This window comes from Pseudoflavonifractor sp. AF19-9AC (genome assembly GCF_003478995.1).
In the GTDB taxonomy this organism is placed as follows: Bacteria; Bacillota; Clostridia; order Oscillospirales; family Oscillospiraceae; genus Lawsonibacter.
The window spans coordinates 254,302-269,761 of the sequence record NZ_QUGI01000001.1; the positions used below are offsets into that span (position 1 = coordinate 254,302).

A 15,460-nucleotide genomic window follows, 5' to 3' on the forward strand; every position below is an offset into this window, starting at 1 on the left:
GTTATCATAAATTCCAGTCAAAAGAATTCACCTCTCAGAGTAGGATATCATCCATTCCAGTCCCGGCCGCCCCTGGCGCACGCTCTCCACCAGGACACAATAAGGGGGATGGGAGGGGCTGTGGTGCAGCAGCTGGAGGCGTTTGGGCTCCAGCCCGGCCTTCCGCAGGGCGGCGAACACGTCCACCAGGCGCTCCGGCCGATGGCACAGGGCGAAGCGGCCCCCGTTCCGGGTCAGCCGCCCGGCAGCGGCGCACAGCTCGTCCAGAGTGCACTGCTCCTCGCTGCGGGCGCTGCCGCCGCTGGTTCCCGCGCCCACGGGGAAATAAGGCGGATTGGACACCACCAGATCAAACTGGCCGGCAGGAAAGGGAGCGCAGCGCAGGTCCTCCTGGACAATGGTTCCCTCCAGGCCGTTCTGAACCAGGTTTTCCCGGGCTGTGCAGGCAGCAAGAGGGTCCAGTTCCACCCCGTGCAGCTGGAGACCGGCTTCGCGTCGGGCCAGCAGCAGAAGGAGCACGCCGCTCCCCGTCCCCAGATCACACACCCGCCAGCCGGGGCGCAGGGTGGCAAAGTTCCCAAGGGCCAGACTGTCCTGCCCCAGAGGAAAGACCCCGTCCGGCCAGGTGAGGGTATAGGGCCCCAACTGTTCCCGTCCTGCCATGTGTTCTGCCTCCTTTCCAGTGAGAAAAGCATACCATATTCAGACGGTCTATGCTATAATAATGTCTGCTGAACAAACCGAAAAGCGGTTTGTTCGCGCGGCAGTAGCCGCGCAATTCCATAAAATTGGCTCTTTTGAGCCATTTTATGGAATTTAAACATTATTTCAATGCGTTTTTCCATTGGAACGCAAGTCGTTCCAATGGAAAGTGCAAGGGTTTGGGACCGTATGGTCTGAAACCCTTGCACTGGAACAAAGACGGTAAGCCTTGGCGTTCAAGGCTTATGGCTTTGTTCCGCACGCATTATAATAATGTCTGCTGAATCCAAACGACAAAGGAGAATGTAACATGGCAGGCACCCTCTATCTGGTTCCCACCCCCATTGGAAACCTGGGAGACATCTCAAAGCGCATGGCAGATACCCTGGCTCAGGTGGATTTTGTGGCGGCAGAGGATACCCGGGTGTCTCTGAAGCTGCTCAACCACTTGGACATCAAAAAGCCCATGCTCTCCTACCATCGCCACAATACCCAGACCGGCGGTCCCCAGGTTCTGGCCCGCCTGCGGGCGGGAGAAAATGGAGCCCTGGTCACCGATGCAGGTATGCCAGCCATCTCCGACCCGGGAGAAGAGCTGGTGGCCCAGTGTGTGGAGGAGGGGATCCCGGTGGTGGCCCTGCCCGGGCCCTGCGCCCTGGTGACTGCCCTGGCCGTCTCCGGGCAGCCCACAGGCCGCTTTACCTTTGAGGGCTTTCCGGCCATGAATAAGAAAAACCGCCGGGCCCACCTGGAGTCCCTGCGGGGAGAAGAGCGGACGATGATCTTCTATGAAGCGCCCCATAAGCTGGCGGCGACCCTGGAGGATCTGGCGGAAACCTTCGGGGCGGACCGGCCGGTTTCCCTGTGCCGGGAGCTGACCAAGCTCCATGAAGAGGTGGTGCGCACCACTCTGGGACAGGCGGCCGAGCACTACCGGAATACCCCGCCCAAAGGAGAATTTGTGCTGGTGGTGCGGGGAGCTCAGCCTCAGGCAGAGGAGGAGGCCACGTTGGAGGACGGCCTCGCTCTGGTGGAACGGCTGCGGGAGGAGGACCTCTCCCTCCGGGATGCAGTGAAACGGGCGGCCAAGGAACTTGGATTATCCCGCAATCAGCTTTACGACTATGTGTTGAAAAGCGAAAACTGAACGAAGCGGAAAAAAGGCCCGCTCTTCCCCTGGGAAGAGCGGGCCTTTTGATGTCTGGTGTTATGTGGAAACGAAACGCTCAGTCCCGCTCCCCTTGAAGAAGTGCCTTAATGCAGTTCTGGCAGACGTTTTTCCCACGGAAGGAGATAACATCCTTTGCCTCATCACAGAAAATGCAGGTGGGCTGATATTTCTTCAGCACGATGGAAGGGCCATCCATATAAATCTCCAGGCTGTCCTTTTCTGCAATGTCCAGGGTGCGTCTCAATTCGATTGGAAGCACGATACGGCCCAATTCATCTACTTTCCGAACAATACCGGTAGACTTCATGAAATCCATCCTTTCTCTTTTCCAGTGGTGAACGAGCAGACCTTGCCGGAAAAGGGGAGCGCCCTGACCGCAAGGAAAATATTCGTAAGAATATTCTACTACAAAGATATGTTCTGTCAACAGTTTTTAAAGGATAAAATGCAAAAAAATACAGCGAAAACAGGGAAAATATAGCGAAAATTGGGAAAAATAGGCAGAAAAAGGCGAATGAAAATTCCAACATGAAGTGGGAGACTCGTCTATATATATGGACAAGAGGGGGCGAGTGAATGGCGATGACGATCATTTGGACGGGTATGGTAGTACTCTCCATACTCTGCGGACTGGTCACCGGACGGGGACCGGAGGTGGCGGCTGCGGCGATTGAAGGCACGAGGGCGGCGGTGGAACTGAGTCTGTCCATTGCGGGGATGATGTGTCTGTGGACGGGAATCATGGAGGTCATGCGGCAGGCGGGACTGGCAGAGAAGTTGTCCCGGCTACTGGCTCCAGTGCTGAGACGGCTCTTTCCCCAAGTGGCCAAGGACCGAGCCATTATGGACAGCATCTCGGCCAATGTGTCCGCCAACCTGCTGGGGCTGGGCAATGCGGCGACCCCTCTGGGGCTGGAGGCGGCCCGGAAAATGGGGGAGAAAAGCAAGGGAACTGCCTCCGATGCCCTGTGTATGCTGGTGGTGTGCAATACCGCATCCATCCAGCTGATTCCTACCACGGTGGCGGCGGTCCGGGCCGGAGCGGGAAGTCAGGCGCCCTTCGATATCCTGCCGGCGGTATGGCTGGCCTCCGCCATTTCGGTTGGCGTAGGGATCGGGGCCTGTAAGCTGCTGGCCCGGATGTGGAGGGACTGAGATGACAGAGCTTCTCTTTACCATGCTGGTTCCATTCACCATCGCCGGGGTAGCCCTGTATGGAGCTGTGCGGAGGGTGGATGTTTATTCGGCGCTGGTGCATGGCGCTGGCGAAGGATTGGAAACACTTTGGCGGATTGTTCCGGCGCTCGTTGGGCTGATGACAGCAGTCTATATGCTCCGGGCCTCCGGAGCATTGGAGCTGGCCGCAGGGTACCTGGCTCCCCTGCTGGAGCGGGTGGGACTGCCCGCCGAGCTGCTGCCCCTCATGCTGGTGCGTCCGGTGAGCGGCTCGGCTGCCCTGGGGGTGGGGGCGGAGCTGATGGAGACCTATGGTCCGGATTCCCTGCTGGGGCGGACCGCGGCGGTGATGCTGGGTTCCACGGAGACCACCTTCTATACCATTGCAGTCTACTTTGGTGCAGTGGGCATTACCCGTACCCGCTATGCGGTGCCCGCCGCCTTGTGCGCAGACCTGGCGGGATTTTTAGCCTCTGCCTGGGCGGTGCGGCTGTGTTTTGGAGGATAAAAACGGAAAAAGTCCCGGCCGAACTCGGCCGGGGCTTTGCTGTATCGGGAGATCAATCCTTTGTTTCGGTGATCTGATGGGGCTCGGGGGGAGTGATGGGGGCGTCCTCCTCCATCTGCGTGAAGTAGTCCTTCTCCTGCAGCACCGGCTTGCGCTTCCGGGCAATGGCCAGAATGCAGGGATACAGCACTACGGCCACCAGACCGCCGGAGAAGCCGTTGTTATAGAGGTTCATACCCGCCACAGGCGTTCCTGTATAAAGCACCACAGAGGCGTGGAGAAAGCCGGCCAGCACACCGTAGGGCCAGCCAAAATAGCCGGAGATGGGGGCCAGGGTGGTGCAGAACAGGCAGGCCAGCTGTACAGCGGACTGGTTCAGAGACCAGTGCATCACAAAGCTGCCCAGAATGACCCCTACCATGGGGGGCAGGATGTTAAAGGCGTGCTTGCCAAAGGCGGAAAAGCCCATGATGGTGAGGATTCCTCCCACGGTGGGGCCGTTCAGATCACCGCCGATGGCCAGAATAAACACGGTGCCGATGAGACCGTTGATGCCGGCATTTATGAGGACAGGGGCGGGCCCGAACATACGCAGGTAGTCGCTGGGGGCCCGGCCGCTGGTCTGAAGCAGACGCCGGTAACCGGCCCAGGCGGCCCACAGGGGAAGCCGGCACAGGAACAGGCCGGAAAGAATCAGAATCAGACACAGGATCACCAGCATGGGAAGAAAAATCCCGTTGCAGCCGTGGGCCCAGCGGTACTGAGTGGTGGGGTCAGCACCCAGGGAACTCATCAGCGGGACGCAGATAAAAGCAACCAGCCCGCAGGCAAAACCCACGTTATAAAGGTTCATGCCATTCTGAATGCGGTATGTATAGGCGGCCAGAGGGGGTAGAATGAAGCCAATGACCAGCCCGATGAGTGAGCCGGATAAGGGCGTGCCCCAGCCGTTGTCCAGGGCAATGTAGCTGATGACGGGGGCCAGTGCGGTGGACATGAGCCCGATGTTTACAAAGGAGGCATAGGGCTCTTTCCGGTACTTGGCATACAACCAGGAGCCCAGCAGAATGGGCCAGATGTTGACAAAGTTTTTGCCGAACAGGGAGAAACCGGACATAAGGCCGATGACCACCAGGGTCATTCCGTTGAGTACGTCCCTGGAAAACCAGAGGACGCAAAGAGAAATGGCAGTCACCAGAGCGGAGTTCACCAGGGCGGCTCCGGGGCCTGCCACCATAACGTAGTCCGTGATGAGGGCGTCCTCCGTGAGAATGATGGCCTTTAATCCCGCCAAAATGTGTTCTGGGGTATCCAGAAGGAATCCGGTCAGGGCCAGCAGAGAGGCGTAAATCCACAGATAGGGGAGCATTTTGTTGTAGCGGGTGTGCTGGGATGCAGAATGGGAGGACAGCGGTTGTTGGCCCATGGAATCGACTTCCTTTCCTACATAGTGGGTGCGGGGGACAGGGGAAGATCAGTCCCGATCCCGGAAATAAGCCCTTGTCTGTTCCACGTTGCGGCCAATTTCCTCCGACAGGGCCTGAAGCGAGGGGAATTTCTGTTCCCCGCGCAGATACTTGAAAAACTCCATCCGCATGGGATGGCCGTATAGGTCTCCGTCAAAGTCCAGTAAAAAGCCCTCTACCGTCACTCGGCCGTCGTTCTCATCCACCGTAGGCCTTACGCCCACATTGGTGACAGCACACCGGCACTGGCCGTCAAACCAGACCCGGGTGGCATAGACGCCGAAGGCGGGAACAATGACGCGCTCTGGGATTCGCAGGTTAACGGTGGGAAAGCCCAGAGTAGAGCTTCCGATGTGCTTCCCGTGGGTGACACGGTTGGATAGAATATGGGGATGGCCCAGGAACTGGGTGGCGCGCTCCATTTCTCCTTGAGCAATGAGGGTGCGGATGTAGGTGGAGGAGATGGTAATGCCGTCCTGCACTACCTTGGGGATGATGTCGCATCCAATGCCCAGCTGGGCACACTTTTCCCGCAGACGGTCGGGGTTGCCCTTGCCCATATAGCCAAAGTGAAAATCGTGTCCGGCCACCACGTGGGCCACGCCCAATTCCTTGACCAAATACTGGACGATAAAATCCTCCCAATCCATGCGCATCATGGCGTCGAAGGAGGCGACAATCACTTCCTTGATGCCGTAGCAGCGGCGCATGAGCCAGATCCGATCCTCCACAGAGCTGAGAAGCGGGACGCTTTGTCCGGTGATGGCTGCGCCGGGATGCTGGTCAAAGGTGAAGGCACAGGGGACTGCACCCAGCCGATCTGCGGCAGTGGTGACAGCCCGGAGCAGTGCCCCGTGGCCAAGGTGAACGCCGTCAAAGAAGCCCAGAGCGATCACACGATTTTGGTTGTTTGCCATAGTTTCGCTCCTAAGAAGTGGTATGTACGGCGTTCCCCGGCGAACGCCAGTGAGCCGCCCTGGGGGCGGAGAATCGGCGCAGAGCGCCGGGTCGATAAAATCAAATCAATTCCTTTGGCGTAGCAAAGGGCACGCCGTCAAAGAAGCCCAGAGCGATCGCACGATTTTGGTTGTTTGCCATAGTTTCTCTCCTAAGAAGTGGTATGTACGGCGTTCACCTGCGAACGCCAGTGAGCCGCCCTGTGGGCGGAGAATCGGCGCAGAGCGCCGGTTCGATAAAATCAAATCAATTCCTTTTGCGTAGCAAAAGGCACGCCGTCAAAGAAGCCCAGAGCGATCACACGATTTTGGTTGTTTGCCATAGTTTCTCTCCTAAGAAGTGGTATGTACGGCGTTCACCTGCGAACGCCAGTGAGCCGCCCTGTGGGCGGAGAATCGGCGCAGAGCGCCGGTTCGATAAAATCAAATCAATTCCTTTTGCGTAGCAAAAGGCACGCCGTCAAAGAAGCCCAGAGCGATCACACGATTTTGGTTGTTTGCCATAGTTTCTCTCCTAAGAAGTGGTATGTACGGCGTTCACCTGCGAACGCCAGTGAGCCGCCCTGTGGGCGGAGAATCGGCGCAGAGCGCCGGTTCGATAAAATCAAATCAATTCCTTTTGCGTAGCAAAAGGCACGCCGTCAAAGAAGCCCAGAGCGATCACACGATTTTGGTTGTTTGCCATAGTTTCTCTCCTAAGAAGTGGTATGTACGGCGTTCACCTGCGAACGTCAGTGAGCCACCCTGTGGGCGGAGAATCGGCGCAGGGCGCCGGTTCGATAAAATTAAATCAATTCCTTTTGCGCAGCAAAAGGCACGCCGTCAAAGAAGCCCGGAGCGATCCCCTGACCTTGGTTGTCTGCCCAAATTTCGCACTTGAGTGACATATACTGCGTTTACCGAAGAAGGTCAGTGAGCTGCGAAAGAGAGGGCTTACACAGTGAAAAAGCTTTTTATTGTGCTCAGCTTTCGACCCTCACAGCGGCAAAGGGCAAGAAATTCGCCATCTGCACCGTACACCCGGCACTCGCCTCGAAGAGACTCCGGGAGTTCTTCCTTGGAAAGCACCAGCGTCATGCCGTTGCGCAGCTTCCGTTCTGCCTCCGGCCGAAGAATTAGGACAGGCCGTCCCGCAAAATAGGCGTCAATGGGCAAAAGCAGGGAGAGGGGATCCTCTGCCGCCTGCACTTGTTCCAGAGTGACGGTGTCCGCCAGGGTAAAGCCTGCCGCCATGGTCCGACGCAGGCGGCTCATGCAGCCGCCGCAGCCCAGAGCCTGCCCAATGTCGTGGCACAGAGTGCGCACATAGGTGCCCTTGGAGCAGCGAACCCGGATGGTAAATTCGTCGGGGGCGCGCTGTTCCTCCACAGTCAGGGCGTGGATGGTGACGGGGCGGGCGGGACGCTCAACCTCCCGGCCCTTCCGGGCCAGCTCGTAGAGCTTCTTGCCGTTGATTTTAATGGCGGAGTACATGGGGGGCACCTGCTGAATGTCCCCCCGGAAGGCCGGGAGCACCACCTCAAGCTCCTCCGGCGTGACAGAGACGGGATGCTGCTCCAGCACCTCGCCGCTGGTGTCCTGGGTGTTGGTGACAAGCCCCAGCTTCAGCCCGGCGATGTACTCCTTTTCTCCCTCGCTGGCGAAGGAGACGGCCCGGGTGGCTCGCCCTAAAAAGACGGGCAGTACGCCGGTGGCCATGGGGTCCAGGGTGCCGGCGTGGCCCACCCGCTTTTCGTGAAAAATGCCCCGTAGCTTGGCGCATACATCCATACTGGTCCAATCCTGGGCCTTGTCGATGACGAGAATTCCGTTAGCCATGCTTCACCTGCCGGATGGCGTCCAGCACCGCCTGCTTGGCCTGGGCCATGGTGCCCTGGGTCATGCCGCCCGCAGCAGCGGCGTGGCCGCCGCCGCTCAGCAGGGCGCATACATGGCTGGCGTTGAGGCGCTGGGCATCGGTGCGCAGAGAAATCTTCCATTTGCCGGGGGACAGTTCCCGCAGGGTGGCGGCGTTGTAAACGCCCTCCACCTGGCCCACAAAGTTGGCAATGTCCTCCAGATCCCGCTCATCCGCCCCAACCTGGGCCAGCATATCCAGACTGACGGCGGCCAGGGCGGTCTCGCCGTTGTCGTGGAGCTCCATGGACTGAGCGATGAGTCCCTCCAGCTGAAGCCGCTTCATGGACTTGGTGCGGAAGTGGCGCTTGTTCAGCTGGGCCAGGGGAATGCCGCAGTCAATGAGCTGGGCGGCGATGCGGTGGGTGTCGGAGGTGGTGTTGCCATACTGGAAACAGCCGCAGTCAGTGGAGATGGCCACATAGAGAGCTGTTCCCATTTCTGGCGTAATTTGGCAGAATTGTTTCACGATGTCGTACATCAATTCGCCGCAGGCGGCCCGACTGGCGTCCAGACAGGTCTCCTTGGCAAAAAATTCCTGGGAGGGGTGGTGGTCAATAGCCAGGTCCACCTTCTCCAGATAAATCTGGGCGTTGTCAGGGAAGAGCCCCCGGGCGGCAATGTCCACTGACACCACGGTGTGGGGCACAAAGGAGTCGGGAGCCAGCAGCCCCTCCAGGTAGGGGGAGAAGAGAGGGGTGGTCTCAGGGTTGGGCAGAGCATGGGCGGTCTTGCCCGCCTGGCGCAGGGCCAGACAGAGCCCGGCGGCGCAGCCTACCGTGTCACCGTCGGGCCGCACGTGGGTCAGAATGAGATAATTGTCATGGGAGCGTAGAAAATCCGCTGCCTGCTGTGGGGTCATGGTATTCACTCCTCGTCCAGATGGATGTGTTCGTTGGCGGGATTGGCGGGCTTGACGATGTCAGGATTGCGCAGCATCTCCAGGATGTGGGCGCCCTGATCGATGGAGTCGTCCCGAACAAAGGTGAGTTCGGGGGTGTTGCGCAGGTTGAGGGTGTGGCCCAACTCCCGGCGCAGATAGCCGGCGGCGGACTTCAGCCCCTTAAGCACCTGCTCACAGTCGCTCTTGTCCAGTACGCTGATATAAATTTTGGCGTATTTCAAATCAGGGGTGGTATCCACCGCGGTCACGGAGATCATTCCGGTTACCCGGGGATCCTTGACCGTGGGGATGAGGGAGGACAGCTCCCGCTGAATTTCTTCGTTGATGCGTCCAATTCGGTTGCTAGCCATGATATTGTTCTCCTTTCTGGGCAGAGGGCTGCCCGCAGGTTTTCAGTCAGATGGTAATGGTCATCCGGCACTGGCCGGGGATATCGTTCCGTACCGGGGGATTGCACAGCTGGTCCAGCGTGTCCGCGTCCAGGTCGGCAAGCCGCCCGCGGAAGTGGGGCACATGGGCTTCGCGGTCGTCGCCCACCCACAGGTTCCATAGCTCCACCTGTTCGCCCGGGGTGCCGTTGGTCTCCAGATAGGTGCGCAGCTGCTCTGCGTCCTCGTCAGTTGCATCCAGGTTCAGTTCGTACTGGAATGGCTTCATCTCCAGACCAAGGCTGTCCACCGCATCCCGGTAGTATTCGTGGCCCTGGACGGAGAAACCAGGGACTTCCACTGTAAAACCGTTGGAGACAGAAATGCGGCGCAGCTCCGGGTCGTACAGGGGCATGGGATGGTCGGCGGCCAAAAGGATGACGCGGCTCATAGTGTACCTCCTGTCGCAGAGCAAAATAAGCGAAACAGGACGGGCGAAAACGCCCGCCCTGCTTTGGGGTTTCAATATTCAGGAAAGCTTCTATACCATGGGGGAACGACAGAACATTTATTCTGCCCTGTGCATTACACCTCAATCTGCTCCATGAGGAAGGCCTCGATGATGTCGCCTTCCTTGATGTCCTGGAACTTCTCGAACGTAATGCCGCATTCGTAGCCGGCGGCGACCTCTTTCACGCTGTCCTTGAAGCGCTGGAGGGAGGCAATGGAGCCGTCGTAGATCACGATGTTGTCCCGCAGCAGACGCATCTGGGCGCCGCGCTGCATCTTGCCGTCCAGCACGTAGCAGCCGGCCACCATGCCCACGCCGGTGATGCGGAACACGTTGCGCACCTCGGCGCGGCCCAGGTCCACTTCCTTGAACTTGGGGGCCAGCATGCCCTTCATGGCGGCCTCGATCTCGTTGATGGCGTCATAGATGACCCGGTACATGCGCATATCCACGTTCATCCGGGCGGCGGAGTCCTTGGCGTTGGCGTCGGGACGGACGTTGAAGCCCACGATGATGGCGCCGGAGGTGGAGGCCAGCATGACGTCGCTCTCGCTGATGGCGCCCACGGCGCAGTGGATGACCCGGACCCGGACCTCGTCGTTGGAGATTTTCTCCAGGCTGGCCTTCACGGCCTCGGCGGAGCCCTGGACGTCGGCCTTGACGATGACGTTCAGATTCTTCATCTCGCCGGCCTGAATCTGGCTGAACAGGTCCTCCAGAGACACCTTGCCCACGGGGTTGGCGGCAGCGGCCTTCTGCTCGTGCTTGCGCTGCTCCACCAGCTCACGGGCCATGCGCTCGTCGGCCACGGCGTGGAAGTCGTCGCCGGCACCGGGCACCTCGCCCATACCGATGATCTCCACGGGGACGGAGGGACCGGCCTCGGTGACCTTCTGGCCCTGAGCGTTGGTCATGGCGCGGACACGGCCCACGGCGGTGCCGGCGATGATCACGTCGCCCTGCTTCAGGGTGCCGTTCTGCACCAGCAGGGTGGCCACAGGGCCGCGGCCCTTGTCCAGACGGGCCTCGATGACGGCACCGTGGGCGGAGCGGTTGGGATTGGCCTTCAGCTCCCGCATCTCAGCAGTAAGCACCACCATGTCCAGCAGGTTGTCGATGCCCATGCCGGTCTTGGCGGAGATGGGGCAGATGATGGTGTCACCGCCCCACTCCTCAGGCACCAGCTCATACTCAGTGAGCTGCTGCATGATGCGGTCGGGGTTGGCGGTGGGTTTATCCATCTTGTTGATGGCGACAATAATGGGAATCTCAGCGGCCTTGGCGTGGTTGATGGACTCCACGGTCTGAGGCATGATGCCGTCGTCGGCGGCCACCACCAGGATGGCTACGTCGGTGATCATGGCGCCGCGGGCACGCATGGCGGTAAAGGCCTCGTGGCCGGGGGTATCCAGGAAGGTGACGGGGCTGCCCTTCACATCCACCTGATAGGCGCCGATGTGCTGGGTAATGCCGCCGGCCTCGCCGGAGACCACGTTGGCGTGGCGGATATAGTCCAGAAGAGAGGTCTTGCCGTGGTCCACGTGGCCCATAACCACCACAACAGGGGCGCGGGGGACCAGATCCTCTTCCTTGTCCTCGGTGGTGTCGATGAGCTTCTCCTCGATGGTGACTACCACTTCCTTCTCCACCTTGCAGCCCATCTCCTCGGCGATGATGGCGGCGGTGTCGAAGTCAATGACGTCGCTGAGGGAGGCCATGACGCCGTTCTTGATGAGGCACTTGACCACCTCGGCGCCGGTCTTCTTCATGCGGCTGGCCAGCTCGCCCACGGAGATCTCGTCGGGGATGAGCACCTTGACGGGGGCCTTCTTGGCGATTTCCAGCTGCAGGCGGCGCAGACGCTCCTGCTCCTCCTGGCGGCGCTTGTTGCCGAAGTTGCCGGCCTGCTTGCCGCCGCGCTGACGCTGGGCGTTGCGGCCCTGGAACTTCTGCTTGCCGCCCCGGTCCTGCTGGCGCTCCGAGGTAAAGGACTCCAGACGCTCGTCGTACTTGTCCAGATTCACCGCCGGGCCGCCGCGGGTATCCACCACCTTCTTGGTGGGGATGCGGGAGACAGGCTTGGAGGGAGCCTGCTCCTGAGGCTGGCTCTGGGCCTGGGGCTGCTTGTTCTCATGATGCTGAGCGCCGGCCTGCTGGGGCTGAGCCTGCTGCTTGGGCTGGCTCTGCTGGGGAGTGGGCTTGGCCTCCGCCTTGGGGGCGGCGGGCTGCTCCTTGGCCTTGGGGTCGTGGTAGACGTCAGCGTACACCGACTCGATGGAGTCGATCTGGTTGTGCTGGGTGAGATACTCAAACACAATGGACAGCTCCTGATCGGTCAGGGGCTGCATGTGGTTCTTGGGGGGGTGGTTATACTGGGTCAGAATGTCCATGATCTCCTTGGAGGGGAGCTCCTTGGAACCCTTCTTAAAATCCTTGGCCACCTTGTGAATGGGGTATTTTATCATCATAGGGGAAGCCACCTCGTTTCTTAGGGATTGTGCCGGAACTTACCGGTGAGACGCCGTGTGCCGGGGCCGGACTTGGGGGGATGGGCGGGACGGCCGGGGCCGTCCTTGCCGTGCCGTGCCGCGGCACCCGGACGGGGCGGCTTCGGCTTGGCGGGAGATTTGGGAGGGCGGGTCCCGGAGGGCTCGCTCTTTTTGGGCTCAGGGGGCGGTGCCCAGGGCTTGTGCTTGCCCTGGCGCAGGTTCTTTTCATGCTGGCGCCGCTCCTTCTGACGCTGGAGGGTTCGGTCCGCCTTTTCCCGCAGCTGCTGGGCGGCGGGGCCATAGCGCTCCGGGTCCCGCAGAGCCAGCTTATCGGCCACGGCGGCAGCCATGCCCGCGTCCGTCAGGGCCAGCATGGCGCAGGAGCCCCGGCCCAGGTGGAAGCCCAGCTCCTCCTTGGTGAAGGGGAGCTCCAGCCACAGCACGTTGCCGGCCTCACCGAAGTGGGCGCAGCGCCGGCGGGTGTTGGGGGCGGCGTCCTGAGCCAGCAGAACCAGCCTGGCGTGTCGGGCGCGGCAGACGGCGCCCACCGGCTCCTCGCCGATTTCCAGCAGGCGGGCCTTCCGGGCCACACCAAGGAGGTGGAGGATGGGATCATTGGGCATCCTGAGGCACCTCCTTCATCTGCTGCTCCAGCGCCTCCCACACCGGGTCGGGCAGGGGGGCGGAGAAGGCCCGTTCCAGGGCCTTGGCCTTCCGGGCCTTGCTGAGGCAGGCGGGATTGGGGCACACGTAGGCGCCCCGGCCGGGGAGCTTGCCCTTGAAATCCAGGCTGACCTCTCCCTCAGGGGAACGCACCACCCGGATGAGCTCTTTTTTCGGTTTCATTTCCCGGCAGCCAAGGCACTGGCGCATGGGAATCTTTTTGGGCATGACCGCACCACCCTTACATTGGAATTGAAACTGGAGGGACAACGATTAGTCCAGGGAAGTCTCCTCCTGGGCGGGAGCCTCCTCCACAGGGGCCTCGTCCTCCACGAACAGAGCCTCCTCCTGAGCCTCCATGGGCTCCAGGGGGGCGGAGGCGGGCTTGATGTCAATCTTGTAGCCGGTGAGCTTGGCGGCCAGACGGGCGTTCTGGCCCTCCTTGCCGATGGCCAGGGACAGCTGGTCGTCGGGGACCACCACGCGGCAGCTCTTGCCCTCGGGCAGCTCCTCCACGCTGATGACGTCGGCGGGGGACAGAGCGGCGGCAATGTACTCGGCGGGATTCTCGGAGTACTTGATGATGTCCATCTTCTCGCCCTTGAGCTCCTCCACGATGGTGTTCACGCGCTGGCCGCGGGGACCCACGCATGCGCCGATGGGGTCCACGTTGGGGTCGGCGGACCAGACGGCCAGCTTGGTGCGGGAGCCCGCCTCCCGGGCCACGGACTTGATTTCTACGGTGCCGTCGTAGATCTCAGGCACTTCCAGCTCGAAGAGGCGCTTGACCAGACCGGGGTGGGTGCGGGAAATGAGCACCTGGGGCCCCTTGGTGGCCCGGCGGACCTCAGAGACATAGACCTTCAGACGCTGGCCCTCCACATAGTGCTCGCCCTTCACCTGCTCGTTGGCGCTGAGGTAGGCGTCGGTGAACTCGGAGCCGGAGTGGATGCGCAGGGTGACGGAGCCGTTGCGGGGGTCGATGCGGGTGACCACGCCGGTGAGCAGCTCGTGCTCCTTGGAGGAGAACTCGTCGTACACCATACCCTGCTCGGCCTCCCGGATGCCCTGGATGATGACCTGACGGGCGGTCTGGGCGGCGATGCGGCCGAAGCTCTTGGGCTTGATCTCAATGCGCACCACGTCGCCCAGCTGGGCCTGGGGCAGAGCAATGCGGGCCTCCTCCAGGCTGATTTCAGAGGCGGGATTGTCCACGGTCTCCACCACGTCCTTCTTCAGGAAGAGGCGGACGGTGGCGGTCTCCTGATTGGCCTCGATGACCAGGTTTTCTCCCATGCCCTCGTGGTCCCGGCGATAGGCGGAGAGGAGGGCCTGGGTGATTTTTTCCATCATATAGCCGGGCTTGATGCCCTTTTCCTGCTCAATCTGAGCGATGGCGGCAAAAAACTCCTTGCCGTCCAGCTCGTTGCTGTTTCCCTTTTTGGCGGTTCTCTTAGCCACGATCTTCTCCTCCTAAATGTTAAAAGCGGGGGTACAGCCGTACCAGCGCAATATCTTTTTTGGTAAACTCCATGGGGGCGCCGCCCACCTGGATGGTCACGTCTCCGTCGGCGTAGGCGGTGAGCACGCCCACATAGTCCTTCCGTCCGTCCCGGGGGCGGTAGAGCTTGACCTCCACCTCCTGGCCCTGGAACTGGGCGAAGTGCTCGGGCTTTTTCAAGACCCGGTCGGCCCCGGCGGAGGACACCTCAAAGGTATAGCTTCCCTCAATGGGGTCGGCCTCATCCAGAGCGTCGGACAGGGGACGGGAGACGGCCTCGCAGTCGTCGATAGAAATGCCGCCCTCCTTGTCAATGTAGACCCGGAGGAACCACTCGCCGGCCTCCTTTACATACTCCACATCCCAGAGGGAGCAGCCCGCGGCCTCCACAAAGGGGGCGGCCAGCTGGGCCACGGTATCGGTTACTTTTGCCATGGGACACCTCCTGAGCGGGCCGGAAGGTGGAGCTCCGGCCGGTTTGGTCAATCAAAAAGAGCGGAGCCGAAACCCCACTCTTACCAATACTACCATAAATAACATCCATACTATACCACAAAGCCGAAGGGATTGCAAGGGGACGGGGCGAAGTTTTTTCCAAAAACAGGGCCCAGAAGCAAAAAAGATGAGAAAAAACTGGAGAAAGAGCGAGGTATTACCAGTTTCACCCCGAGAAAACGGCGCATACTAGAATGCGGATGGAACCTCCGAGGGAAAGAAGAATGGGAGGATGCGCAGAGATGGGAAGACAATGGACGGCACTTGCTCTGGCAGGCGTGCTGGCAGTGACGCTGACGGCCTGCGGTTCCGATAAAAATATGACCGACACCAACTCCACCGGCAGCATGGCCGGGCAGGCCGGATATGCACGTACCGGCCGGGCCGGCTATGCCAACCGGGGTCGGGTAACCAATGACTATATGGAGGACGCCCGCTACCGCGCCGGATCGGACGGAAAGGTGGACGGCAAAGACAGCGCCACCTCCCGGGACCTGACTCAGGGAGCCCGGGATATGCTCCGGAACGCCGGAGACGCGGCCCGCGATGTGGGCCGGGGCGTGGAAAACGCCGCGAAGGATATCATGAAATAAACCGATTGCTGCGGTTTGAATCAGTTGTAGCGAAAGGGTCCGCGGCAGCTTTGAGCTGCCG

General features: G+C 60.5%; 17 protein-coding genes. 4 read left to right on the forward strand and 13 right to left on the reverse strand.

Going from position 1 to position 15,460, the window contains the following annotated elements; translation table 11 throughout:
• Positions 1-27: 27 nt before the first annotated feature.
• Entirely contained in the window at positions 28-663 is a 636-nt protein-coding gene (locus tag DWX58_RS01230) for a methyltransferase (protein ID WP_118641082.1), read from the reverse strand.
• A gap of 349 nt (positions 664-1,012) precedes the next feature.
• On the opposite strand from DWX58_RS01230, the gene rsmI reads away from it, so the two are divergent.
• Complete coding sequence (gene rsmI / locus DWX58_RS01235; protein ID WP_118641084.1) at positions 1,013-1,849, forward strand: 16S rRNA (cytidine(1402)-2'-O)-methyltransferase; 837 nt, start codon at positions 1,013-1,015, stop codon at positions 1,847-1,849.
• Positions 1,850-1,928: 79 nt separating this feature from the next.
• Here rsmI and DWX58_RS01240 read toward each other — a convergent pair whose 3' ends face one another.
• Positions 1,929-2,180 carry an AbrB/MazE/SpoVT family DNA-binding domain-containing protein gene (locus DWX58_RS01240; RefSeq protein ID WP_118641496.1) on the reverse strand — a complete coding sequence of 84 codons (252 nt, stop codon included), beginning with the start codon at positions 2,178-2,180 and terminating at the stop codon, positions 1,929-1,931.
• A gap of 269 nt (positions 2,181-2,449) precedes the next feature.
• On the opposite strand from DWX58_RS01240, the gene DWX58_RS01245 reads away from it, so the two are divergent.
• Together DWX58_RS01245 and DWX58_RS01250 are read left to right on the forward strand one after the other, a co-directional pair.
• A complete protein-coding gene (locus DWX58_RS01245) occupies positions 2,450-3,028 on the forward strand; it encodes a nucleoside recognition domain-containing protein (protein WP_118641086.1) in 579 nt (192 codons plus the stop codon).
• A gap of 1 nt (position 3,029) precedes the next feature.
• Positions 3,030-3,557, forward strand: coding sequence for a nucleoside recognition domain-containing protein (locus DWX58_RS01250; protein ID WP_118641088.1), 528 nt, complete (start codon positions 3,030-3,032; stop codon positions 3,555-3,557).
• Positions 3,558-3,609: 52 nt separating this feature from the next.
• Here DWX58_RS01250 and DWX58_RS01255 read toward each other — a convergent pair whose 3' ends face one another.
• The 11 genes from DWX58_RS01255 to rimP all read right to left on the reverse strand — a co-directional run bounded on the left by DWX58_RS01255 (position 3,610) and on the right by rimP (position 14,746).
• On the reverse strand, positions 3,610-4,983 hold the full coding sequence (locus DWX58_RS01255) for a DUF1576 domain-containing protein (RefSeq protein ID WP_243093206.1): 1,374 nt from the start codon (positions 4,981-4,983) through the stop codon (positions 3,610-3,612).
• A gap of 48 nt (positions 4,984-5,031) precedes the next feature.
• A complete protein-coding gene (ribF, locus tag DWX58_RS01260) occupies positions 5,032-5,940 on the reverse strand; it encodes a riboflavin biosynthesis protein RibF (RefSeq protein WP_118641090.1) in 909 nt (302 codons plus the stop codon).
• A 972-nt stretch (positions 5,941-6,912) separates the two neighbouring features.
• Entirely contained in the window at positions 6,913-7,797 is an 885-nt protein-coding gene (gene truB, locus DWX58_RS01265; protein WP_118641092.1) for a tRNA pseudouridine(55) synthase TruB, read from the reverse strand.
• Positions 7,790-8,737: a DHH family phosphoesterase gene (locus DWX58_RS01270; RefSeq protein WP_118641094.1), complete on the reverse strand. Its 948-nt coding sequence runs from the start codon at positions 8,735-8,737 to the stop codon at positions 7,790-7,792. The genes truB and DWX58_RS01270 overlap by 8 nt, the downstream gene beginning before the upstream one ends.
• A 5-nt stretch (positions 8,738-8,742) precedes the next feature.
• A complete protein-coding gene (gene rbfA / locus DWX58_RS01275) occupies positions 8,743-9,129 on the reverse strand; it encodes a 30S ribosome-binding factor RbfA (protein ID WP_118641096.1) in 387 nt (128 codons plus the stop codon).
• A 46-nt stretch (positions 9,130-9,175) separates the two neighbouring features.
• Positions 9,176-9,598: a hypothetical protein gene (locus DWX58_RS01280; protein ID WP_118641098.1), complete on the reverse strand. Its 423-nt coding sequence runs from the start codon at positions 9,596-9,598 to the stop codon at positions 9,176-9,178.
• Positions 9,599-9,732: 134 nt separating this feature from the next.
• Positions 9,733-12,126 carry a translation initiation factor IF-2 gene (infB, locus tag DWX58_RS01285; RefSeq protein WP_118641099.1) on the reverse strand — a complete coding sequence of 798 codons (2,394 nt, stop codon included), beginning with the start codon at positions 12,124-12,126 and terminating at the stop codon, positions 9,733-9,735.
• Positions 12,127-12,146: 20 nt separating this feature from the next.
• The gene (locus DWX58_RS01290; RefSeq protein ID WP_118641100.1) at positions 12,147-12,770 is read right to left on the reverse strand and encodes a 50S ribosomal protein L7; all 624 of its coding nucleotides are present in this window, start codon (positions 12,768-12,770) and stop codon (positions 12,147-12,149) included.
• The gene (locus DWX58_RS01295; protein ID WP_118641101.1) at positions 12,760-13,038 is read right to left on the reverse strand and encodes a YlxR family protein; all 279 of its coding nucleotides are present in this window, start codon (positions 13,036-13,038) and stop codon (positions 12,760-12,762) included. The genes DWX58_RS01290 and DWX58_RS01295 overlap by 11 nt, the downstream gene beginning before the upstream one ends.
• Before the next feature lie 45 nt (positions 13,039-13,083).
• A complete protein-coding gene (gene nusA / locus DWX58_RS01300; protein ID WP_118641102.1) occupies positions 13,084-14,271 on the reverse strand; it encodes a transcription termination factor NusA in 1,188 nt (395 codons plus the stop codon).
• A 19-nt stretch (positions 14,272-14,290) separates the two neighbouring features.
• Complete coding sequence (rimP, locus tag DWX58_RS01305) at positions 14,291-14,746, reverse strand: ribosome maturation factor RimP (RefSeq protein ID WP_118641103.1); 456 nt, start codon at positions 14,744-14,746, stop codon at positions 14,291-14,293.
• A gap of 302 nt (positions 14,747-15,048) precedes the next feature.
• Here rimP and DWX58_RS01310 point away from each other — a divergent pair, with 302 nt between their 5' ends.
• Positions 15,049-15,399 carry a hypothetical protein gene (locus DWX58_RS01310; RefSeq protein WP_118641104.1) on the forward strand — a complete coding sequence of 117 codons (351 nt, stop codon included), beginning with the start codon at positions 15,049-15,051 and terminating at the stop codon, positions 15,397-15,399.
• Positions 15,400-15,460: the final 61 nt, after the last annotated feature.